The sequence below is a fragment of the Photobacterium rosenbergii genome, from assembly GCF_033022775.1.
Lineage (GTDB): Bacteria > Pseudomonadota > Gammaproteobacteria > Enterobacterales > Vibrionaceae > Photobacterium > Photobacterium rosenbergii_A.
The window spans coordinates 804,134-828,442 of the sequence record NZ_JAWJZI010000002.1; the positions used below are offsets into that span (position 1 = coordinate 804,134).

Below are 24,309 nucleotides of genomic sequence, written 5' to 3' on the forward strand. Positions count from 1 at the left end.
ACTCTCTGCACTATTCCAGCCCGCTAACATCTCCTCGGGACGTCTTATTTAGTCCTTTAAATCAGCACCTTGAATTAAAATATGCATAATGAATTTATTTTTTATGTTTTCGGTGTAAATTATCACTAGCGCATTGAGAAATTTGCTTTTAGAATGCGCCTGCTTTGGGGAGTAGTCACCAACTGTTCGTCTGTCGTCATCTCGAAGCCTTATGCTTCCGGCAGCCGAGGGTGGATTTGTAGCACTCGCTCTACACCATCCTGACGAGACCAACGCCATTAATCATGCACATCCGTGCAGGGTTATCTTTATTTGCCTAAACGCAAGAGGTAGCCCGTGACATTAATGCGCGAAAGGTCTGGCTTCCCCTGATCCTGTCCCTTTCGCGCACTCGATCGTGAAAGGAGAAATCTATGAGCCTTTTGAGCTATGAAGGGTTCGCTGTTCTAACCATCTTTATGTTGGCGTTGGACTTATACCAAACCCGTGGTGGCAAGGTCACCATTAAAAAAGCCGCTCTTTGGAGTGTGTTCTGGGTTGTATTGGCTTTGGCCTTCAATGTGGTGATTTACCTATACTGGCCGCTAATGGCACCAGAGAGCAGCTATACCAACAGTGAAGCAGCAACGGCTTTCCTTACCGGCTATTTGCTCGAGAAATCGTTGAGTGTCGACAACTTGTTTGTCTTTGCTCTGATTTTCAGCCAATTTGCCGTGCCTGAATCGATTCGCCCTAGGGTGCTGATGCTTGGTGTTGTGGGTGCGCTGATCTTGCGTGCAATTATGATTGCTGTAGGTGCAGAGTTGCTAACCCAGTTCCACTGGATCTTGTATGTGTTCGCAGCATTCCTGTTGTACACCGGTTACAAGCTATGGCGTGAAGACGAAGAAGAACAAGAGGACTTTTCCCAGTCACTGCCAGTGCGCTTGGTGAAAAAGTGCTTCCGGGTATCTGGTGACTACAAGGGCCATAAGTTCTTCGTCAAAGACAGCAAAGGCTGGATTGCAACACCACTGTTGATTGTGATCGCAGTGATTGCTTTGACCGACGTGATGTTCGCTCTGGATTCTATCCCGGCGATCTTCGCGGTTACCAAAGAGCCATTCCTGGTGATGACCGCTAACGTGTTCGCGCTGCTTGGCCTGCGTTCGCTGTACTTTGTGCTGGAAGGTATGCTGACCCGTTTCTGCTACCTACGCCCAGCATTGGCGTTTATCTTGAGCTTCATCGGTATCAAGATGCTGTTGATGGAAACCAGCTATGCGATCCCAACACCGGTTTCTTTGGGTGTGATTGTACTGACCATCAGCACAGCGATTGTCGGCTCACTGTGGAAAACCCGCGAGCTGAAAGTGTCATAACTTAGCTATTACCCGAATACCAAAAGTCGCTCACAGACCGTGAGCGGCTTGGCTATATCTTTCAGAAATCGTCACTTTGCTATCTAATGTCAATGTAGTCAGGGCATCAGCACCTAGTGAGGAAAAATAAGACTACTCTACTGGTGCCCAGATTTTGTAATCAACCTCTACATCTTCCTGGGCATAAACAACCAAAGGCAGCTTTGAGTTATAGCGCAGCAGATCGCTGTGGAACTGCAACTCTGTATCTGCAGCTTCTTTCTCACAAGCCATCATAGTGCCGGCATAACTAGTTTGTTTTTCCAGTACGTAGTAAGAATAACCCCATCCTTCCAGCGAACGTCGCTCGATATCCATCGGCAGCGCTTTGATGTTGCAATCAACCTTCATGACACTGTTAGCGACAAGTTGTACGCGGCGGTCTAGATTTTCATTCTCAACCGCATCAAGCTGAATGACGTGCTTGGTAAAGCCAGGCATTTCAGGGAACATTTCAGCGTTATCGCTTGCGAAAACGTGTGGGGCTGAAATCAATAGCGCAGCAGTCAGAAGTGTCTTTTTCATTGTTATTCCTATTATTTTGGATTCTCTACTTTTATACCGAAGTTACCATTATATCCTGAACCCATGCTGTTCAGTTTAACTCACAGGTATTTTTCTATCGGAAAAAGCTGTAAAAATCGCGATTTTACTCGATCCCACTGGCTTGTATCGGGCTCGCTGTCCCAGCTTTGTGTACCGGAATACCACCTGACATTGCCATCGTCTAAACCCAAACGCCAACTGTTTTCCTCTTCCATTGCCACTTCAATATCGTCAGCAAGTGAATCGGCAATACTTTCATTATCAATCACCAGAATAGATTCGGTATTGAGATAAGTTGAACGCAAATTAAAGTTGAATGACCCGACCGCAGCGATTTGCCGATCAAATACAACTGACTTTGAATGCAGACCATAAGGTGTTGTCGGTGCGCATTTAACAGCATCTTTTGTTGATTGCTCACATAGCTTGGTTTCTGGTTTTAACTCAAACAACTGCATACCATGTTCGAGCATACCCTGACGCCGCCCCGCATAACCCGAGTGATTAGTAATAAGGTCATTCGAGACCATAGAGTTAGTCAATGCACTTACCTTAACACCATCATTCGTTAGGCCTTGGAGACTATCCAAATGGCCATCATCGAAAACCAGATAAGCCGATTCCACAACAATCTCTTGTTTTGACTGCAAGGCTAAATCCGCCAACACCCTTGCCGTCCTCTTAGGTTTATCGGTATTAGCCACATCATCTGGAACAGGCTGGTCGGCCACATAACGGGCTTTGACCCAAGTGTTCACACTCATCAACTTCTCAAGAAAACGCTGAGCAGCTTCTTTCCCTTCTGGTAATGCCGGATAGTGTTTGTAACGCGGCGGATAAATCCGATCTAAATCCGCCAATTCGATAGAAGCCTCCCCACCAAGCATACTGACAGGGTAAGACCAGCGACTGTCCCAGTATTCAACAAAACTCAATTGAATATCATTGACCACCGCCCCCGAAACCAACACATCACGGTCACGGAAATTAATGTCATCGGAAAGATCAAAATACTCATCACCAATATTACGTCCACCAACAACAGACATCGCACCATCAACAGTGAAAGACTTATTGTGCATCCGGCGATTTAGGCGGGAGAAATCCCCCAACACATTGAGCCACTTAGCAACACCACGCCGAGTAGGAATAGGGTTAAATACGCGTATTTCTATAAAAGGGTGAGCATCGAGCGCTGTCAGCATATCTTCTCTTTCATTGAGGTTGATATCATCAAGCATGATACGCACTTTTACCCCACGATTTGCCGCGGCAATCAAACGTGATGCTAGGTATCTCCCAGAACGGTCTGAATTCCAAATATAGTACTGAATATCAATGCTTTGCTCAGCAGTTTCGATAAGGGCTAAACGCTGTGCCAATGCGTCCCAACCGGTATCTTGTATCACAACACCGCTAGGCGCCTGCTCACCATCATCAAGCTGATTGGCGATAGCCAGCGTTGATAAAGTCGTTTCCTGCTGAACCGCAGGTAGCTCTGAAGAGTGATTAACTTCATCAGACAGGGATGCGCAACCATGCAGAAAAGTGATTAAAACAATGATAAAGCTTATGCGTTGCAGCAGTGGCATGTATTAGAGTTCCTTTTTATTACGAGTATCCCATGACGGCTTTATTAGTGCGACATAGGTCTTAATCCATAAGAAATTGTATACCAAGAAGGGAAATAAAAGATGAGTAAAAACAACTAGTCCGAGATAAGCAGGAAGTGTCGCTTATTCTCTAACCAACAAAACTGAACACACACAAAATAAAAGGAAGGCTTGCAACGACTCGTGCGGTTTTTATTGCCTTTTCCTTGAGCCGCTCTGATTGCATTTCGATATCCAACATCATTTTTTCTTCTGATGGCGAAAGGGGGACCAAAGGGGGAACCTCAACCTCCAGCTTGGCTTTCTGGTTGATTTTCTCTATCGCAACTTTCGCTTTGATATCGCCTTCTAACAAGGCTCTTTCAACTAGTTCATCTACTCTGTTACTCAGCATCGCCTTGGTCCCCCATGCGCTGGAATACTGGGATCTGGCTCTATTGCCGGTAATTTTTTACCGTAGAGTATTTCAGCTTAACCGGACGCCTGATTGGCCTATCGTAACCATAAATATCTTCTCGCAATTGTAGTTGATTATTATCATCAACCCAGGCGGTTACATAGGTTACATCCACATCTAGCTTACGCGGTAACGTAATAGTATCGGTCGAACCGTCACTAACAAGTTGCTGATAGTTACGCCAGCTTGGGCGCTGCTGGTAATCCAACACATATTCTGCCAGTTCTGCGGCCTTTTCTACCCGTACACATCCGGAGCTTAAGTTACGCTTGGCTTTGTTAAATAAACTACGCGTCGGTGTGTCATGCAGGTAAACCGAGTAGTCATTGGGCATCAGGAATTTCACGTTTCCCAGTGCATTCCCCCTGCCTGGCCTTTGCATAAACTCATAGGGGAATGTATGAGGGTTGACGTTGCTCCACTCCACCATATCTGGAGAGATCTCGGTGCGATCCCGCCAGCTGCGGATCATGATCAAGTTCTTCTGCTGCAAATAATCTGGTGATGCCTTCATACCGGGGATCACATCTTTTTTCTTAATGGTCTCTGGCACGTTCCAACGGGGGTTGACCACCATGATATTCATTGAAGAAGAGAACAGATTCGTTGGCCGCGTTGTCTGCCCAACAATGACTTTTGACTCAAAAACGATTTGCTGATTATGGGTGATCTGCAATCGGTAGTCGGGAATATTAACCCGGATACTTGGGCGTTCCTCACCGGTTGCACCCAGTTGGCTGCGATAATGATTCAAGGCGATTAAACGAGCGACCTCTTGATAAGGCAAAGCAATTTGCCTAGAGGTAGAGGGGCCAAGGATACCGTCATCCTCGAGGCCATTTCTTAGTTGGAAGCGCCGGATTGCTTGGTTAACAACACCGCTATTTGAAATCGTATGTTGCTCCCTAGCAATCAAGTAATCATCGATATTAATATCACCGTAAGTATTTAACACATCAAGTAAAGCATGACCATTAGGTATCGCTTGTCCTTGCTTGATTAAACCTCGTTTCAGTGGTTGATAGCCGTGAGACGCCAAGTCATTAAACGAACCAGCAAGATGAATTGCAGTCTTGGTTGATGAGGGCAACAAAAGGTCGTCATAGAGCTGATTTAAAAATCGCGTTTGCTCTAAGTCAAAATAGCCATAGCTAGAGGTGAAAATAGATATTTCACTCTGATTCAATGGTTGTACATTTTGATGCCGGAATAATATTGTTGGCTTGTTTTCAATACTCTGCTCAATGGCTTTAAGAACGAAATAACTGTCTGTGGCAAGAATATCAAACCCACGCTTATCCTGACGGGCTTCTAACCCTTTTAGCTCTGACAAGCGTTGGTTGGCACCTGAAAACAAGCCAGAAAGATGCAAAGCAGAGAGTTTAGAATATAAACCTTGACGCAGCGAGCTATCATCCCAAACCGGTAAGAATCCGTTGTTTACATAGACTTTTTCGGTCAATTCGGCAAAGCACACTGAACCGGCCAAGTCCGGACAAATCTGCTGTGAGCTATAGATAGCATTAGGGTCAATTAAAGAATAATCCAGCCTCACGTCCGTGTTAACAGGCTGTGCACTGATGGCATTAACATATAAAAAACCGCCTAGTAAGAAGGCAATGTTTACTGATGGCATTTTTTTTCTTGTATTAGCGCAAAACATCACGAATTCCCGATCAGATAAACCCAAGCTGCTGTTGCTTCCTGCATTGCAGCATCAAACAAATTCGTATTGCTCCATCCTTGTTATATCAAGTTTTAGTCAAAAAATTGACAAAGCAGCAACTTTTTGACCGCTTAATTTCACAAAAAAATGACTTATTTTTATTTAAGCACTTCAAATTACATACTTTATTTTTCTTACAAGGACTAACAAAAAATTCGTGATCAAATCCGCTAGATTTCCTTTTTGGAAATTGAAGTTTGAGTTCTTTTCACTTCAAGAAACAATCATGCCGATTTATGTTATTAACCATAATACAAACATGGTTAATAACATGAGCATTCAAGATAAATTCAATCAGATCATCACAGATCCGACTCTTTCACCCAAGCAGAAAAGCCAGTACTTAGCATTGGAAGCAGATGCCAGCCTGCCCTACCTAGAAATATCGGAGTCGGTTAAAACCGCCATAGAAGACAACATCTTGTGTGATATGTTTGAAGGCAATGCTCCTTTCAAGCCTCGCTACGTGCTACCCGATTACGCCAAGTTTCTAAAACAAGGCTCTGAATATCTTGAACTGCCACCTGCACAGAATTTTGACGAAGCACTTAACCATCTCTCTATCATTTATCACCATGTCCCGTCGGTCACCAATATTCCGGTCTACCTCGGCCAGCTCGATGATGTCTTACTGCCATATGCAGAAGGTCTAACCGAAGAAACCATTTACCGTAAATTGCGCCTGTTTTGGATCATGCTAGATCGCACCCTGCCAGACGCTTTCATGCATGTGAATATTGGCCCGACCGACAATGTCATCTGCCGGACTATTTTGCGTGTGGATGCAGAGCTCAAGCAGGTCGCCCCTAACCTGACCTTTATGTATGATCCTGAGATCACCCCAGACGATTTACTTCGCCAGGCGAGCCACAATATCTGCGAGTGCAGCAAGCCACATATCGCCAACTACCCTGTCCACGCCAAGGCTTATGACAACAGCGGTTTTGGTATCGTGAGTTGCTACAACTCTTTGCCTCTAGCGGGTGGCGCCAATACCTTGGTTCGCATGAACCTTAAAGAAGTCGCAGGCAAAGCCTCTTCTAGCGATGACTTTTTTCGCACAGTCTTGCCGAACTACTGCCAAACAATGTACGAGCTAATTGAAGCTCGCTCCGCTTACCTACATGAAGAATCAGGTTTCTTTAACAGTTTCTTGATTCAGGAAGGGTTGATTGCTGAAGAGCGTTTTGCCCCGATGTTCGGTATTTATGGCATGGCCGAAGCGGTTAATATTTTGGTTGCAAAAGAGGGTCTTGACGGTCAATACGGCCACCAGCAAGCCGCTAATGAGCTAGGACACCGTATTTCCAAAACCCTGAATGACATTGTCACATCTACACCGGTTAAATATGGCTACCATGGTCGTGCCCTACTACATGCCCAAGGTGGTATCAGCCTTGATGACGGTGTCACACCAGGTGTGCGTATCCCATATGGCGCAGAACCGGATCCGGTTAGTCATATCCAAGCGCTAGCAGAACATCACCAGTACTACACATCGGGCATCAGCGATATTTTGACTATAGATGAAACCGTCAAATCAAACCCTGAAGCGATGTACCAATTGTGTAAAGGTGCGCTGGCTATTGGCTTCCGCGAATTTACTGCGAACGTGCACTCCAACGATTTAGTGCGCGTGACTGGTTATATGATCAAACTGTCTGATATTGCCAAGTTCAAAGAGCAAGGCTCTCGGACCAACACCACAGGTCTGGGTGCAGAAGCTGCAGCGAACACAGGTATCCTTAATCGCAAACCACGAGTTGTGAGCCATGAGCAAGCGCCGCGCTACTGCGACAGTCAGTAAGATCCTCAACTTCTCGTGTGTTGACGGGCCTGGCAACAGGCTCGTCATCTTTCTGCAAGGGTGTAACTACCAGTGCAAGAATTGCCATAACCCGCACACCATAGGTAACTGCAACCATTGCGGGGATTGCGTAGCCCCTTGCCCAGCAAATGCACTATCGATAAGCGAAGGCAAAATTCGGTGGAATGCCGAGCTTTGTACCCATTGTGATCGCTGCTTGGAAGCTTGCCCGAACCAGTCCAACCCCAAGACCCAGCAAAAGGGTGTTGATGATGTACTGCAACTTATCCGCAAGCATCAACTGTTTTTATCTGGAGTCACTGTTAGCGGTGGCGAGGCAACGCTGCAACTGCCTTTCATTGTTGAGTTGTTCAGCGCCATCAAGGCCGATCCAGCACTACACCATCTGACTTGCATGGTTGATACCAATGGTAGCCTGAGCCAAACCGGATGGGAGAAACTGCTGCCGGTATTGGATGGTGCCATGGTGGATTTGAAAGCCTGGCAGGAAGAGACCCATCAATGGCTGACAGGCCGCAGCCATCATAGGGTCATGCAAACCTTAGATTGGCTAAGCCAGCACGATAAACTAGAAGAAATTCGTTTGCTGCATATTCCGGGGATCACTGACTTCGAGCAGGAGATTGATGCCCTAGCCCATTTCTTGGCCTCGTTGCCTGAACGGACAACAGTTAGGCTCAATGCGTTTCAGCATCATGGTGTGGTCGGTGAGGCGTTGGCATGGAAGGCATGTAGCCAAGAGCAAATTGAATCGTTAGCGAGTGCCCTTCGCCAGAGGGGAATTGAAACCCTATACCGGGAACCCATGCTTTAACGGGAACCAATGGGATAACACTTTTTGCGTAAATAATCAGGTTTGAAACCTAGCCTTTTGACTCAGACTCATGCGATACAGCAATGATTTGCTCATACAGCCACCGCTGGGCAGGATCGTTCATACTCGGCTGATGCCAAACAAGGCTGTATGAGACTTCACCGTAATTGAATGGCAGTGGCTTGGTGATCAAATCTTTGGCCTGCAGCGCGACATCCGCCCACTGGCGCGAACAGGTAAACAGCAAGTCACTGTGATGGCACATCAATGCCGCGCCACCAAAATCCGGCACATTGACTGCAATTCTGCGTTTCTGGTGTTGCTGGGCGAGCTGAAGCTCGAAAAACGGCACATTCAAGTCATTATCGGTAATGCCGATATGGCCATAGCTCAAATAGTCATCAATCGTCAGGGCTTTCTCTGCCAGCGGATGGTTGGGGTTCATCAAGCACACCATCTCATCATCCAGCAGGGTTTCCCATACCAGATTATTCTGGGTGCTCGGTGGCTGGCTCTTGTCATGCGGTAGGATAATAAAATCCAGCTGACCTTTGGCAAGGCTATCAAAGCCCATGTTGTCCCGCGACCAAATCTCCAATCGCATGCCCGGCGCTTGCTCCAACACTCTGGCACTGAGTTTAGCAGCCAATAATTCGAAAGTACTCTCACGCATCGCCAGCGAAAAACGCCCTTGATATGACGCCGGATCAAAAGCTTCCTGCGTCAGCATCTGGTTCATCTCGTTGATCATCTGGTGCACGGTCGGCCCTAAACGCCGTGCGAGAGGCGTGGCGACAAGCTGGTTACCATGACGGTAAAACAGCTCATCATTTAGGTTTTCCCGCAATTGGGTCAAGGTTTTACTGACAGAAGACGGGCTAAGGCACAGCCGCTCAGCACTGGCAGTGACACTGAGCGTGTCTAGCATCACGTGAAGAGTGATGAGATGCTTCATGCTGATTCGAGACAGTTTGATTAAATCCATAAGCCTTAGTATCCAGATGAGACAAAAAAGCCAGTAGATTTTCTACTGGCTTGTTTCATAATAAATTATTCTGGATGAGCGTCAAATAAAGATTAACGCAGGCCGTTCAGAAATTCGGCACGAGTGGCAGGGTTTCGCTTGAAAATGCCACCCAATGCTGTCGTTGTTGTCGTGCTGGTCGCGTCCATAACACCACGAGCTTTCACACAGTAGTGGGTAGCGTCCATGGTCACCGCCACATCATCGCTTTCTAGTAATGTCTGCAGAGCGACAAGAATTTGCTGGGTCATACGCTCTTGGACCTGAGGACGCTGAGCGAAGAAACGGACAATACGGTTGATCTTAGACAGGCCAATGATCTTACCGCGAGGAATATAGGCAACGGTCGCCGTACCATCGATAGTCACCAAGTGGTGCTCACAGGTACTGGTCAGGGTGATATCTTTCACACGAACCATTTCATCACACTTCATCTTGTTTTCGATGACAGTGATCTTTGGGAAGTTGGCGTAATCTAAGCCAGAAAACACTTCATCAACATACATTTTCGCGATTCGATGGGGAGTCTCAACCAAGCTATCGTCGGTTAGATCCAGTGAAAGAAGTTCGAGGATCTCACGCATGTGATACTCGATTTTTTCCTTCTTCTCTTCGCGGCTTACCACCTTGTCAGTCATCGGGGTTTCTAAGCCACGCTCAACCAGTGCTTGGCGCACCTTCAATGCAGATTCGCTAAATGCAGTCATTCTTTTCCTCCAACCGGCTGGGCTTAAGGCAAACATCAAGTACTATTAGTAACTTATATGTATAAATCGTGCCCAAATACGAGTGCCAGCAAACTTTGAGACGGAAGGATACCCGTAATTGATCAAAATTACACTACAAAACTAGTCAGGTATTAGTGCTAGTGACCTTTTTTTGTCATAATTACCCCACTAAAACCTATAACGACGATAGACGGATACCTATTATGGGATGTTGTGACACTCCGGGCTTAATGCCAGTCGAAACCGCACTGACGAAAATTCTTGACCAAGTTGAACCACTGAAAGACGTAACATCAGTTTCTCTTTCCGAGGGTATGGGCTTGGTACTTGCAGAAGATATTTGCTCGCCAATTAACGTACCGCCTTTTGCTAACTCGGCAATGGACGGTTATGCCCTACGTAGTGAAGATTTGGCAAACACCGATACCTTGCGTATGGCAGGTAAGTCATTTGCCGGTATCCCTTACGACGGTGTTTGCCAACCAGGCGAATGTATCCGCATTATGACCGGTGCCCAAATGCCAGAAGGTGCCGACACCGTTATCATGCAGGAAGAAACCGAAGTCGACGGCGACAACATCCGCTTTACGGCTAAAGCATCCCACGGTGACAACGTCCGCCCGATTGGTGATGACGTCCATCAGGGAGATGTGGTTGTCGCCAAAGGCAACCGTATTACAGCTCGTGAGATGCCCCTGCTGGCTTCACTGGGTATTGCCACCTTGCCAGTATACCGCCGTCCAGTGGTCGCATTTTTCTCAACCGGCGATGAGCTTCGCCCAGTTGGCGAGCCATTGGAAGCGGGCCAGATCTACGACAGCAACCGCTATGGTATCCGTGCTCTACTGGAAAAATTCGGCTGTGACGTGATGGATCTGGGCATTATTCCAGACTCCCCTGAAAAGCTACGCGAGGCATTTGATAAAGCCACAACGGCTGATGTGCTAGTTACCTCCGGTGGTGTTAGCGTGGGTGAAGCGGACTACACCAAAGACATCCTAGATGAACAAGGTGAAATCGGTTTCTGGAAAATTGCGATGAAGCCAGGTAAGCCGTTTGCCTTCGGTACTATCAAGAACACCTGGTTCTGTGGCCTTCCAGGCAACCCAGTTTCGGCAATGGTAACGCTTTACCAATTGGTACAGCCAATGCTCGCCAAACTGTCGGGTCACAGCCAATACCAGCCACCGCAGCGCCTGAAGGCCAAAGCAACAACGGTATTCAAAAAGCGTCCTGGTCGTGCTGATTACCAACGTGGTATTTACCAAATCAACAGCGATGGCCAAGTTGAGGTCGCGACAACGGGTAACCAAGGCTCAGGCGCATTTAGCTCAATGCACCAAGCCAACTGCTTTGTGGTACTCGAGCAAGATCGTGGTCGTGTGATGCCGGGTGAAGACGTCACCATCGAGCTTTTCAACCACGCCATGTATTAATCAATGATTGTGTCCGCTATTTTTGGCGGACACAACACTCCCTATTTAGAACTCCCTACAGGAATACACAGTGGTAGAACTTACCGACGCAGAAATGCTGCGCTATAACCGCCAGATTATTCTTAAACAATTTGATTTTGACGGCCAAGAAGCGCTAAAAGCCACTTCCATGCTTATCCTTGGTGCTGGTGGATTGGGTTGTGCGTCAACCCAGTACCTTGCTGCGGCTGGTGTTGGCAAACTGACGTTGATTGATGACGACAAAGTTGAGGTATCCAACCTCCAACGCCAAGTTCTGCACAACGACAGCACGGTCGGCATGTTAAAGGTCGACTCTGCCAAACAGGCACTGCAGACAATCAATCCAAATACAGTGATTGAAACTATAGCCAAGCGCCTTGATGACGAAGCATTGAAAGCCCTTATCGAGCAACATGATATGGTGCTGGACTGCTGCGACAACGTGGATACCCGCAACCAGTTAAACCGGTTGTGTTTCGATACCAAAACCCCGTTAATCTCCGGTGCTGCCATCCGTATGGAAGGCCAGATCAGCGTCTATACCTACCAAGACGATGAGCCTTGCTACCAGTGCCTGAGTGCGCTATTTGGCCAACAAGCCCTAACCTGCGTAGAAGCCGGGATCATGTCACCGGTAGTTGGTATTGTCGGAGCGGTACAAGCAATGGAAGCCATTAAAGTTGCTGCTAACATGGGACAATCACTAACCGGCAAAATCCTGATGCTAGATGCGATGACAATGAGCTGGCGGGAAATGAAGCTGGGTAAGCAGCCAAATTGCCGCGTGTGTGGCTAAAACGTAAAAAGGAAGCGAAAGCTTCCTTACTATTGCTCCAAAACATCCAAGCATCGAAGCATCTAAAACAGGGGGAATCCTGAGTTAGTTAACTCAATCTACAATACACACCCCAAGTTCTTAATCCCGTTTATACAAAAAGCCCCCCAACGGAATCCCCTTATTAATCAACATACCAACAAAAACGGTATGAAAGCAGACCTTAACTGTCGACTACTTCGTCATTCACCAAATGTATGGTTTTGTATGGATTGCCGATTAGGGCAATGAATAATATTAAATTAGTGCTACTATCCCAAAACATAATGAACAGTGTTTTATAGGGCGCATATAATGAAAAAAATGGGACTAATCGCGTGTGGTTTGAGTGCATTGCTACTTGCAGGTTGTGCAACCCCGTATGATACCGATCGTGACTCTTTCTGGTCATTCGGCAAAGGTTTTGAAGTAACTCCCCTTGCACCAGATACTTGGCAAATCAGCTTCATCGGCAACGAAAACACCGACCGTACCCTAGCCAGAAACTACCTTCTTCACAAAGCGGCAGAACTCGCTCAAGGTGCCGGTTACCCTTACTTCGCACTGCGTGGTGAGCAGAACTTCCGTGATCAGACTGGTAGTTCCTCTGGTATCGGTTATTCAAGCAGCGACTTCCTATACGGTATCGGCAGCACGATTTCAGAAACCACGGTGATGGTTGAGGTGATCGGCATGAACGAGAAGCCCGCTGAAAGTAGCCTTCCTGTTTATGAGTCAAACTTCATCTTGAAAAATGTAGATGTGAAGTCTTAAACAGCCAGTGAACTTGATGTGCAAGCCGGTGCTGAAACACCGGCTTTTCTGCAAAATGATAAACCCCTCTCATTTATTGCCAACTTTCTTTACCCCTCCAGCATTCGAACTAAGCTTCAGTAAAACAACAAGTTAAACTGAAGCTTAGAGGGCATTCCAATGCACGATATACTGACTGTTAGCGTAACCGTCTTTATGGGTTTCTTTGCGATCATGAACCCTATCGCTAACACTGCTGTATTCATCGGCTTAACCAGCAATCAAACCCACCAGCAGCAGAAGGCAACAGCATTCAAAGCACTGTTTACTGCCTTTTGCATTGTTTCGGCTTTCTGTTTGCTTGGTAAAGGTATTTTCGAAGTCTTTGGTATCACCCTACCCGCGCTGCGTATCTCAGGAGGGATCTTGGTGTTCTTAGTGGGTTATCACATGCTGCAAGGCAGCAGTTCTTCAATGCACAGTGATCAATCAGAGGGAGGCAGTACAAATACACCTCCGAGTGATGGACAGGACGTGGCGATATCACCGCTTGCTCTTCCTATCCTCGCGGGGCCAGGTACTATTGCCACGGCAATGAACTATTCCGCGGCAGGCGGTTTTTTAAGTATTGCTGTTACCATTTCTGCCTTTGCACTGCTTTGCCTTATCAGCTTGGTTTGCTTTATTTATGGCCAAAAACTGGTGAGCTTGCTTGGAGAGAATGGCATCAGTATTGTTACTCGACTGATGGGTTTGATCCTTACCGTGATCGGCATGCAAATGGGTATTCAGGGCATACATGATGCAAGAGAATTGCTGAATCAAGCACCCAGGTAGCTCACTACGAATAAAGCCGGACAAATGCCCGGCTTTATATCAGTGAACTCTAATTCAAAGTGCCTTACTGCATCATATACAAATCACGGGTATAGCGTGCTTCAGCCGCATTAGTCTTCGAGTAGCCACCAACTTTCGCATTCTTCAGTACAGAGCGAGTATAGTGATAAAGCGGAATGGCTGGCATTTCCTCGGAGAATACCTTCTCTGCCTGCTGGTAATACCTATTGCGCTCATCATTACTTGGCGATTGAATCGCTTTCGCCATTGCTTCGTCATACGCATCGCTCGACCAACGCGAGTAATTCATACCAGTACTTTCGAAATACGACAAGAAAGTTGACGCTTCGTTGTAATCACCCACCCAAGCATAACGGGCAACCGTAAAGTCTTTCTGACCTAGCTTCTGTAAGAAGGTCTTCCACTCTTGGTTGGCCAAGTCAACCTTAGCACCCAGCGTCTTGTTCCACATTGACGACATCACAATCGCCAGCTTTTTGTGGGACTCTGACGTGTTGTACACCAACTCGAAAGAAAGTGGGTTGGACTTGTCAAAGCCGGCTTCCGCTAGCAGCTCTTTGGCTTTCTGGTTTCGCTCTTTCTGGTTTAGCTGCCCCCAAGCCAGTTTCGGCGGTACAAAGCCATCGACCGAAGGTGGAGTGACGCCATAAGCAGGTACCTGACCCTGACCGAGGATCACCTTAGTGACAACGTCACGATCAATCGCATAAGCCAAAGCTTTGCGAACTCTTGGATCATCAAATGGCGCTTTGCTGACATTGAACAAGTAATAGTAAGTACCGAGCGATGGCATGGTCAACAATTCGTCCGGGCGCTGCTTTTTAATTGCATTGTATTGCTCGAGCGGGAATGACGAGGTGATATGAATTTCGCCGGTTCTAAATCGGTTGTACTCGGCTGTCATATCTGCGATTGGCAAATACGTCACCTTGTTGATCACTGTTTTATCGTTGTTCCAATATAGTGGGTTGCGCTCTAACACAATACGTTCGTTGAGCGTCCAGTTCGCGAGCTTATACGCGCTGCTGGTGACAATATTTTCAGGCTTGGTCCAAGCATCACCGTGGGCTTCGATGGCTGGGCGGTATACAGGGAAAGTCGACTCGTGAACCATCATCTTCACGAAGTAAGGCACTGGCTTATCAAGAGTAACCTGAAGGGTTTTATCATCAAGCGCTTTTACACCAAGCTGATCGACCGGGAGCTCTCCTTCATTGATTTTATCAGCGTTCAAGATATGTGCAGTACTGTAATACCACGCATAAGGTGCACCGGTTTTAGGGTCGACCACTCGTTTGAAGCTGTATTCGAAGTCGCTGGCTACAATCGGCTCACCATTTGACCATTTAATGTTATCGCGCAGGTGGAAGGTGAAGACTTTACCGTCCTCTGATTGCTCCCAATGAGTCGCTAAAGCTGGAATGATTTCGCCATCAGGGCTTTGGGTAACCAGCCCTTCGAACATATCGGCAATAACACGGGCGCTTGAGGTATCTGAGGAATAAGAAGGGTCTAACGTCGGAACTTCATCGCCATTACCACGAACTATCTCCTGCATTTTGGCTAACGACACATTGGCGGGAACATCTGCGGCCCAAGTCGGGCTTGCCGTTAACAGTGCGACAGCTGCGGCGATCACTGTTAGCTTACTTCCTTGCATAATCTATCCTTGTAATTTGTGTATTAAATAGGTGTAAAAGAGTTAAACCGCTCTTAACATACACAGTTATTCACTTGGTTGATATGCTACCGCTCACAAAAAAGCCGGAGATAAACTCCGGCTTTTGAATCAAAATCATAACCATTTACTGGTTAGTTATCGTTCAAACGAATTCCATCACGTTCGATGATAATGAGTCCTTTCTTGTAAAGGCCACCGATGGTCTTCTTGAACGTCGCTTTACTGGTGCGGAACTCTTTGAAGATCGCATCTGGTGATGACTTATCACTCAAAGGCACGAAACCGCCCTTGCGCTCAAGCGTCGTTAGGATTTTATCAGCCAAGTCATCAACCTTGGCCTTGCCTGCTTTTTGTAGCGACAGGTTGATCTTACCGTCCGGGCGAATCTCTTTGATGTAAGCTTTTAGCTTCTTGCCAGGGAACAGCTTACCGAATGATTCAGTCTTGAACAGCAGGCCCCAGTGCTTATCTTCGATCACTGCCTTGTAACCCAAGTCGGTTATTTCAGCGATCTGCACCTGCACTTCCTCACCCACTTTATAGTTAGCCGGTGTCTTGTCCAAGAAACGGTTGAATTTGGTAGAACCCACAATACGGCCTGAAGCTTTGTCGGTGTAGACACGCACCATGATATCCTGGCCTTCTTCAAGGCGGCGGCGTTGCTCACTGAAAGGAACCAAAAGATCTTTCTCTAGGCCCCAATCAACGAATGCACCCACACCACAGATACCGACAACACGTAACAGGGCAAAGTCACCCACTACCGCATAAGGCTGCTTGGTAGTGGCAATAATGTCATCTTCAGAGTCGAAATAAACAAAGACTTCCAGCTTATCCCCCAGCTCAGTGCCAGCAGGAACACAAGCTTTAGGCAGTAGGATATTGCCAAAGTCTTCACCGCCATCTAGGAATACGCCAAAATCTACCAGTTTGACGACCTCTAGCGTGTTGTATTGTCCAATTCTAATCATTCTTTCGACACTCTCTGGGTAAATAAAACGGCTTGTTTATCTCACAGCCGGCAGCATGCGTTGTTCCGCCATGCCTTCTTTGTAACATCAGGCGGCGCATTATACGTGATGTTAACCCAATACGCCTGACCTATCTTTCATTTTTTGCTTACTTTTCACTCTAATAAAGCCACAAATACCAATTATCACTGCTATTAAGTGACTAATTCATCTAAAATTAATTTTAATTCCAATAGTTAACGCTAGATTTACAGCGTTGCATATCCAGTTCCCCCATCCCTTGAGAGGTAATGTAGTAGAGTGATCACAGTTGAAAAAAAAGACGGGCTTAAGCTTAAAATCTCCCACGTCATCCCTGAAACAACCAACCGTCAACTGGATCTCTTTATTTTCGTCCCCGGCGAACTGGGCCTCAACAGCAATATCATTGCTGAAGATGAATTCTTCCATAATGCCATTCAGGGCAAGCGTACCTATTACAGTGACGTGAACCATTTGCCATTGGTTCACAGCCGACTTGCTAGCCGTGGAAAGCTCTCGACTGAACAATACCGTTTGAGCTTAAGCCTCTATGCTTACCAGTATGCGTTGGCACTCGAGAAAACCACCCAGCAGCTTCTCGATGACAAAGAGGAACGCTCACTGGATGAAGTCGAAGAAGTTGCCCAACTCACGATGCGGATCCTAAAACGTCTGCGCCGAAACATCCCAACAGACAAAAAGCTGCTCAAATATTACGAGAACGTTGATAACTACCTGTCTTGGTTTACCGAGCAGCGCTTGCTTGAGCTCGTTGCCCACCTCCCTCGCAGCAGTGACTATAGCGAGATAAAATCCTTGCTTCTTGAGGTATGCGAAAAAGAGTCGGAGCACCGGATCAAGCATAATTACAACTCATCCAAGGCGATGGAAGATCCGACGCGGATGTCGAACAAGATGCGCCTTTTGCGTCGCTTGATTGAATACCCGGTCACCATGAAGGAAAAAACCAGCGAGCTTGGCCAGAACACCCGTAAAATCGTCACCGGCTTTGCGGCAGGCTTTGTGATGATTTTTGTTACCCTGATGCTGATCAAAGCCCGAGGGGTGCTTGGCGATATCACCGCTTCCTTCATCTTGGTGCTGTCGGTTATCTATGCCGCGCGCGAAGTCTTCAAAGATGACTTGAAGACCATTCTTTGGCGCTGGGTCCGTAAGGGCAAGCCGAAATGGCGCAAGCAGTTTTTTGATGTGAACTCAAACCAGTTGATCGGCCGTCAGCTTGAGTGGATGGAATACTGTGCCTTCAAAGAACTTGATAAGGAAATTAGAAAGATTCGCAAGCACAAGGTTTCCCAGCACGAGGAAACGGTACTGCATTACAAGAGCACGACCCGAATGTCTCCGACCAAGTTCCTGACTGGTTATGAGCAAACCCGTGAATCCATTATGTTGGATCTGCGCACCATCACCCGCTTGATGGAAAAAGGCTCGCAGAAAATCTACCAGCTGAAAGACGGGCAAGTCTCCAAGGAATCCGTAGAAAAGCGCCACTTGATCAACTTGGTGACCCGCGAAAAAGTAGATGATAAAACCATCTCGATCCAGCGCTGGAAAGTGATCATGAACCGCTCGAAAATTGTCGATATCGAGCCGATTGAGACCTATAGCGGAGAATAACCCTACACTCTCTCCGTTGTAACCTCTCGGGTAGTTGATACGCTTAAAGGGAAGCCATTTTGATGATCCCTATATGAAAAAACTGTCCGAGCTTGTTTTCAACAACACTTACAGCGCCCTGCCGAGAAGCTTTGGCACCTTTATCCAGCCTCAACCGCTAGATGACCCATTTCTTGTCAGTGTGAATCCCAAAGTCAGTGAAATGCTTGAGCTGGACCCAACTCAGGCTCACGCCCAGTACTTTATCGACCTGTTTACGGGTAATGATGACCACCCAGCGATGTCTCCCCTTGCCATGAAGTACACCGGTCATCAGTTTGGACAGTATAATCCCGACTTGGGTGACGGTCGCGGCTTGCTGATGGGAGAAGTACAGACCTCATCAGGACAAAAGTGGGATATTCACCTTAAAGGCTCCGGCCTCACTCCCTACTCCCGTCAAGGCGATGGCCGGGCGGTACTGCGTTCTTCTATTCGTGAATACCTAGCCAGCGCCGCAATGTCTGGGCTGGGGATCAAGACCACCCATGCCCTGGCGGTGCTTGCTAGCAACACCCCGGTGTATCGGGAAACCGTTGAGCGGGGGGCAACCCTTATCCGTGTTGCAGAGAGCCATTTACGATTCGGCCACTTCGAGTATTTCTTCTATACCCAGCAACACAACGAACTGAAAACGTTGGCCGATTACCTCATCAAGCACCATTTTCCTGACATCGATTCACAACAAGACGACACAAGCCGCTATAGTCAGATGTTCAACAAAATTGTCAGTTTAACCGCCGAGATGATTGCCGACTGGCAAACCGTGGGGTTTGCCCACGGGGTAATGAATACCGACAACATGTCCGTGCTTGGCCTAACGTTCGATTACGGTCCATTCGGCTTTCTCGATGACTATGAGCCCGGTTTTATCTGTAATCATTCCGATTATTCCGGCCGTTACGCATTTAACCAGCAGCCCGCCATCGCATTGTGGAACCTCTCTGCGCTTGGCTACGCCCTTACCCCATTACTCGATAAAGCGCTGCTTGATCAGGCACTTGAACAATACCAGCCAATCCTGCAAAAGGCATACAGTGCCAAAATGCGCGCTAAACTTGGCCTCAAGGAGAAACTCGAAGAAGATACCCCGCTCTTTTCAGCCATGTTTGATTTGCTGAAATCCCAGAGCGTCGACTTCACCCTCTTCTTCAGAACGTTGTCGTCAGTCCCGCATAATGAGCTTCAAGCTTCAGGCCACCTGTTTGAAAACATCGTCAAAGATATTGCTCCGTTAGAAGCATGGCTTGAAATGTATTCGCAGCGACTTGAGAAAGAGTCTTGTGCAGACGGTGATCGACTTGATCAGATGCGATCCACCAACCCCAAGTTTATCTTGAGAAATTACCTCGCCCAGCAAGCTATCGAGCTCGCAGAAAAAGGTGACTTCGCAATGATCGAACAACTCATGACGGTGCTGCAAGCCCCCTTTGATGAACACCCAGAGTTATCTCACCTTGCTGAGCGTCCACCAGAATGGGGAAAGAAATTAGAAATTAGCTGCTCCTCTTGATAAAAAAGCCATTTACTACTCGTAAATGGCTTCATTGTTTACCGCAGAATGTACTATTTTCGACTGTTCATAATATCAGAAACTGGGAAGCTGGTACTTCAGCTTAACACTGAACGAATCAACGTCATTAGCCTCTAAAAAATAGCGGTTTACCGATAAACCTACCTGCCACTTAGGCGCAAACGCATAATTCAGCTCGAGGCCCAAATACGGGTCCACCCCATCGTCGTCATGGGTTATTTTCTTTCCTTGGTAAAGGCTCTCTATATCCGCCTTCCAATACATAGCACCCACTACACCTGCAAGTGACATTTTCTGATATCGCCAAAATGCATAACGAGTATCAAGACCGATACCTTGTGCCATCACCGGTGTGATACGCGATAAAGACTGGTGCCCGGCATCATCCACAGCAAGCCCGCCAACAAGCGTTGCCGAACCTTTACCTTGATCAATATACCTTACCGTGACATCCCAGTCGGGCGTAAGCATATAGCCCAAACCAAGTGCCCAGTAAAAATCGTCATCCTCGATATTGATTATCTCTGCTTGGGTTGAATCAAGATCATCCCTGGCTTTGCTAAGGCCAATGTCAGCTTCCAAATACCAATCTGCGCTTGCCTGAAGGCTGATTGGCAATATGGCCAGCGGCAGAATTTGCAAGAGTGAAGACCTCTTCGAAATACCCCACTTGAACAGGCTCACCAACACTAGCATAACGATCCCTATTACCCCCATGCTGCCTCCCCCTGAGTTACTAACATACGTTGAACGCACATTGCTGACGACAACCTTCACCTCTCCCACCGACGTCAAACCAAACGTATCTGTAATTTGATAACTGATGGTATCTGTCCCTTCAAACCCGGCATCAGACTGATAACTCAAGGTTTGATTGCTATTAATCACAACCTCGCCATGCTCCGCACTGGCAGCGAGTATTGCTAATTGATCGCTATCAGGATCGTAGTCATTTTCCAGCACATCGATCAGCACCGTTTCCTGAGTGACGGCTAGTGCATCATCTGCCACCGCAACCGGTGATTGGCTGTTGACAACCGTGACAGTAGCCGTCGCAGTGGCAGTGCCTCCTCGACTATCTGTAATGCTATAGTCAATCAGCGCCTCACCGAGATAGCCCGTTTCAGCTGTATAATAGAGTTGACCATCAGTAATCTCCGCCTGGCCGAAGTTAACCGACGCATTGACAATACTGAGGGTATCCCCGTCTACGTCACTGTCATTTGCTAACACATCAATCATGACAGAAGCATTCTTACCCACTATCGCGGTATCAGGTTCAGCGACGGGAAGCACGTTTTCACTGGCTTTTGCCGCTACACCGCCCGGATCCATAATGCTACCGTTTACCGTACCATCATCATCATTCGGGCCACCATCTTCTATCGTGAGCTGGACACACCAGTCTCCCTCCTTAAGGCCAACAACCCAAAGTTCACTTCCCGGCGGCGGGCAATACCCTGCCTCACCCGCGGCTGAGGACAAGTAGTTATTACTGTCTATGACAAAATCAAACCACCCATTCTCCTCCGAGTATTTTCGGTAAACGGCATTGGCCGGAATAGGAAGGCGCTGAGGAAAGACCACCTGATAGGTTTGACCTGGCGTCGGTAGTCCGTAAGCGATGAAATCGAACACTCCACCGATATTGGTTGCTTCCGTATCGGTTCCAAATTCCTGCTCAACCTCGTCATCAAATAACTGCGTTCCTCCCGATGCATTCGCGGCAACACTCACACCTTTACGCAAGCAGACCCCTGGGTTCCCCTCGATCAGGTAGCTATCCGACTCAAGAGCACGCTCTTGGAGGACGTTACATTCATTGATCGCATCAAGGTAATCAGGAATACCGTCATCATCGCTGTCGGCAAAGCCCTCTTCGCTGTCAGGCATCAAATCGCCATCACTATCCTTAGCGCCAAGCGTAGCCAATTCAGAAACCACCTCGAAATAAATGTCCTTTTTCACCGATGCCGGAACAGAAGCATTATCCATCACCGTCAGGCTGATTCGGTAATGCCCAGGCAAAAGCTGCAGCGGTGAAAACACAAACTCCTCTTCATTTGCACTTTGGTTAATGATCAAAGGCTCATCCGTATCCCAGCTATATTGGTGGCTATCCAATACATTAGCGTCAATAACCGAGGTTCTGATTGTGACCAGATCGGCACTGTTGGTGATCATCTGGCGATTTTGACCAGACTGACTCACAGTAGCTGCTAGCTGAGGTGCAATATTGTCCTCTTTGATCAGCAGGTGGAATACCGACTTGCTACCAAGATTCACGCTTTGATCCAAGGTGATAATCAGCTCTTCATCGCCTTCACTGATACCATCAGCAGCTATCGAAAACGTGATCGAACCTTCCACACCGTCTTCAATAACAACATTGCCTTCTTCCAGATCGTGGTCTTTGTTATCCACACTCCCCGATATGGTGTAAGGTATGACAACTGGGTAGCTCGGAGAGGCCCCATTTAAGTGAACCTTAACCTGGTGACGACTTCCTTCCGCTGTCACTCTGTCTTTTTCGATAGACACTAACGGGTGTACCATGACTCGCTGGCTTGCCTCCGCAGTATTCCCTTGCGCATCTTTGGTTTGCCAATAAGCAATACTCTTACCCGGAGGGAAGTAAAGCTGATTATCGACCAAAGAAACACTCAGCGGGTTACCCACAGAATCAAATGCTGAGGCAATACCGAGATCAACTTTAGTAAAGAGTCCTGTTGCGTTGACCTCAACGTCATCGGGTTCATTGATAACAGGTGTACCTAGCTGAACATCCCCCTCAATGGTTAAAGAAACCGTTGCACTGACTAACTCACTGTTTTCATCAGTAACCAAATAGCTGATTTCAACATTACCGGTAAAGCCTGCGGGTGCAACAAAATTAAGCTTGTTATTCTCGATTGTTACTGTTCCCACGCTGGCCTGGGCCGCGACAATGCTCAATTCGTCACCATCCACATCGACATCATTGCTCAGCACATCGAGTTCAAACTGATTTTGCTCCGTATAGGTTTCGGTAATGGTATCGTCAACGATAATCGGCACATCATTGACCGGCATGACGGTCAGATTCACCATGGCTATGTTAGACACATCTCCAGTAGCGTCCTTGACCTGATAACTAAATAAGTCATCACCAAAGAAATTCTCAATGCCCTGGTAACGTATTGCACCGGTCGACGTAACACTGACCGTCCCGCCTTGTGGCATTGTCACAATTTCTACCGATGAAACGTCTAGCTGATCACCTTCGTCGACATCGTAGTCATTGCCCAATACGTTAATCTCTAGCGTGCCTTCCTCGAGCAATTGAGCTTGGTTATCGATAGCAACAGGTGAATCGTTTACAGGAGTAATCGTAACAGTCACCGTTGCGGCTAACGACTCATAACCATCGCTGTCAGTAATCGAGTACGAGATCAATTCAGTGCCATTGGCATCCGCATCAGGGACATACCTTAGCTTTCCATCTGCGAGCACTGAGACTGAACCTATATGCAAAGAGCCTTGGTCAATGAGGGTGATCTGCGAAGATGCAAACCCAGCCTCGCCACTGCCATCTTCGATATCACTGTCGTTAGACAAAATCGCGATATCAACTGGCTCGTCCTCAAATGTCGTTACCTCATCATCTTTGGCAACTGGTCGGTCGTTAATTGCCCCTACCAAAATCTTGATTTCTGCATTTTCCGATGCGAGTCCTGCTTCATCGTAGATGCGGTAGGTCAATTGATCTTGACCAAAATAATCATCATTAGGCATATAACGAATATTGGCGCTGTCGACTACGGTAGCTACACCGTACTCAGGATGAACCACTATTTCGATCTCCCCTGCTGGCGTTCCCTCTTCTGTGTCAGAAGCTGCAATCCTTACCGCCAGAACTAGAGGGTTGTCCTCTGCCGTTTTTTCGTTAAATGCAGCAGCGACCGGTGCATCATTAACAGGTGTGACTGTTATGGTGACCATCGCCAGTTCAGATTGACTTAAATCGCTGTCTTTAACTCTGTAGGTGAAGGTATCGGTACCATTAAAATCATTTTCAGGCTGATAAGTCACTGTACCCGTGCCTGAGTCAAACTTGACAGAACCATGAGCAGGCTGTGTTTCGATGCTGACACTTGAAACCACCAGATTCTGATCGATATCGTAATCATTGCTTAGGATGTCAATCAGTACCGGCTCATCTTCATTTGTCGCCGCAATATCATCAACAGAAACCGGCGCGTCGTTGACGTTGACCACCTCCAGGTTGAACGCGGCCAGGCTGGCGGTTTCGTTACCATCACTGACCTTGATCACGATGTTCGTCGTAGTGCCGACATCGTCATTGCTCGGCGTGCCGGAAAGCAGCCCGCTGGCAGTGTTGAAGCTCGCCCAACTCGGCAAATTATC

The 24,309-nt window shown here is 47.3% G+C and carries 18 protein-coding genes; 9 read left to right on the forward strand and 9 right to left on the reverse strand.

Annotation, left to right across the window (positions count from 1 at the left end; translation table 11 throughout):
- Positions 1–413: 413 nt before the first annotated feature.
- Positions 414–1,361, forward strand: a complete 948-nt coding sequence (locus R2X38_RS07880) for a TerC family protein (RefSeq protein WP_317521658.1) — start codon at positions 414–416, stop codon at positions 1,359–1,361.
- A 132-nt stretch (positions 1,362–1,493) separates the two neighbouring features.
- Here the strand turns inward: R2X38_RS07880 and R2X38_RS07885 are convergent, their stop codons facing one another.
- The 4 genes from R2X38_RS07885 to R2X38_RS07900 all read right to left on the reverse strand — a co-directional run bounded on the left by R2X38_RS07885 (position 1,494) and on the right by R2X38_RS07900 (position 5,679).
- The gene (locus tag R2X38_RS07885; protein ID WP_317521659.1) at positions 1,494–1,925 is read right to left on the reverse strand and encodes an ecotin family protein; all 432 of its coding nucleotides are present in this window, start codon (positions 1,923–1,925) and stop codon (positions 1,494–1,496) included.
- Between the two features lie 80 nt (positions 1,926–2,005).
- Positions 2,006–3,538 carry a phospholipase D family protein gene (locus R2X38_RS07890; RefSeq protein ID WP_317521660.1) on the reverse strand — a complete coding sequence of 511 codons (1,533 nt, stop codon included), beginning with the start codon at positions 3,536–3,538 and terminating at the stop codon, positions 2,006–2,008.
- Between the two features lie 151 nt (positions 3,539–3,689).
- Positions 3,690–3,953: a hypothetical protein gene (locus R2X38_RS07895; RefSeq protein ID WP_317521661.1), complete on the reverse strand. Its 264-nt coding sequence runs from the start codon at positions 3,951–3,953 to the stop codon at positions 3,690–3,692.
- Positions 3,954–3,993: 40 nt separating this feature from the next.
- Positions 3,994–5,679, reverse strand: coding sequence for a L,D-transpeptidase family protein (locus R2X38_RS07900; protein ID WP_317521662.1), 1,686 nt, complete (start codon positions 5,677–5,679; stop codon positions 3,994–3,996).
- Between the two features lie 322 nt (positions 5,680–6,001).
- On the opposite strand from R2X38_RS07900, the gene R2X38_RS07905 reads away from it, so the two are divergent.
- Together R2X38_RS07905 and R2X38_RS07910 are read left to right on the forward strand one after the other, a co-directional pair.
- Positions 6,002–7,549: a YjjI family glycine radical enzyme gene (locus tag R2X38_RS07905; RefSeq protein ID WP_411184832.1), complete on the forward strand. Its 1,548-nt coding sequence runs from the start codon at positions 6,002–6,004 to the stop codon at positions 7,547–7,549.
- Positions 7,515–8,384 (forward strand): YjjW family glycine radical enzyme activase, encoded by an 870-nt coding sequence (locus R2X38_RS07910; protein ID WP_317521664.1) that lies wholly within the window; start codon positions 7,515–7,517, stop codon positions 8,382–8,384. Before R2X38_RS07905 ends, R2X38_RS07910 begins: the two co-directional genes overlap by 35 nt.
- Positions 8,385–8,433: 49 nt before the next feature.
- Here the strand turns inward: R2X38_RS07910 and R2X38_RS07915 are convergent, their stop codons facing one another.
- Together R2X38_RS07915 and folE are read right to left on the reverse strand one after the other, a co-directional pair.
- Complete coding sequence (locus tag R2X38_RS07915; RefSeq protein ID WP_317521665.1) at positions 8,434–9,369, reverse strand: LysR family transcriptional regulator; 936 nt, start codon at positions 9,367–9,369, stop codon at positions 8,434–8,436.
- A gap of 92 nt (positions 9,370–9,461) precedes the next feature.
- Positions 9,462–10,115 carry a GTP cyclohydrolase I FolE gene (gene folE / locus R2X38_RS07920; protein ID WP_187460343.1) on the reverse strand — a complete coding sequence of 218 codons (654 nt, stop codon included), beginning with the start codon at positions 10,113–10,115 and terminating at the stop codon, positions 9,462–9,464.
- Between the two features lie 224 nt (positions 10,116–10,339).
- Here folE and moeA point away from each other — a divergent pair, with 224 nt between their 5' ends.
- The 4 genes from moeA (at position 10,340) to R2X38_RS07940 (ending at position 13,997) form a co-directional block, all read left to right on the forward strand.
- Positions 10,340–11,572: a molybdopterin molybdotransferase MoeA gene (gene moeA / locus R2X38_RS07925; protein ID WP_317521666.1), complete on the forward strand. Its 1,233-nt coding sequence runs from the start codon at positions 10,340–10,342 to the stop codon at positions 11,570–11,572.
- Between the two features lie 70 nt (positions 11,573–11,642).
- The gene (gene moeB / locus R2X38_RS07930) at positions 11,643–12,389 is read left to right on the forward strand and encodes a molybdopterin-synthase adenylyltransferase MoeB (RefSeq protein WP_317521667.1); all 747 of its coding nucleotides are present in this window, start codon (positions 11,643–11,645) and stop codon (positions 12,387–12,389) included.
- Between the two features lie 333 nt (positions 12,390–12,722).
- Positions 12,723–13,181, forward strand: coding sequence for a CC0125/CC1285 family lipoprotein (locus tag R2X38_RS07935; protein ID WP_317521668.1), 459 nt, complete (start codon positions 12,723–12,725; stop codon positions 13,179–13,181).
- 159 nt (positions 13,182–13,340) lie between these two features.
- Positions 13,341–13,997, forward strand: a complete 657-nt coding sequence (locus R2X38_RS07940; protein WP_317521669.1) for a MarC family protein — start codon at positions 13,341–13,343, stop codon at positions 13,995–13,997.
- Positions 13,998–14,061: 64 nt separating this feature from the next.
- Here the strand turns inward: R2X38_RS07940 and R2X38_RS07945 are convergent, their stop codons facing one another.
- Positions 14,062–15,678, reverse strand: coding sequence for a peptide ABC transporter substrate-binding protein (locus R2X38_RS07945; RefSeq protein WP_317521671.1), 1,617 nt, complete (start codon positions 15,676–15,678; stop codon positions 14,062–14,064).
- A gap of 152 nt (positions 15,679–15,830) precedes the next feature.
- On the reverse strand, positions 15,831–16,670 hold the full coding sequence (locus tag R2X38_RS07950; RefSeq protein WP_317521672.1) for a S1 RNA-binding domain-containing protein: 840 nt from the start codon (positions 16,668–16,670) through the stop codon (positions 15,831–15,833).
- A 300-nt stretch (positions 16,671–16,970) separates the two neighbouring features.
- On the opposite strand from R2X38_RS07950, the gene R2X38_RS07955 reads away from it, so the two are divergent.
- Together R2X38_RS07955 and R2X38_RS07960 are read left to right on the forward strand one after the other, a co-directional pair.
- Complete coding sequence (locus R2X38_RS07955) at positions 16,971–18,329, forward strand: hypothetical protein (protein ID WP_317521673.1); 1,359 nt, start codon at positions 16,971–16,973, stop codon at positions 18,327–18,329.
- 73 nt (positions 18,330–18,402) lie between these two features.
- Positions 18,403–19,881 (forward strand): protein adenylyltransferase SelO, encoded by a 1,479-nt coding sequence (locus R2X38_RS07960; RefSeq protein WP_317521674.1) that lies wholly within the window; start codon positions 18,403–18,405, stop codon positions 19,879–19,881.
- 75 nt (positions 19,882–19,956) lie between these two features.
- Here the strand turns inward: R2X38_RS07960 and R2X38_RS07965 are convergent.
- The coding region (locus R2X38_RS07965; protein ID WP_317521675.1) for an Ig-like domain-containing protein at positions 19,957–24,309 on the reverse strand (4,353 nt) is incomplete at its 5' end.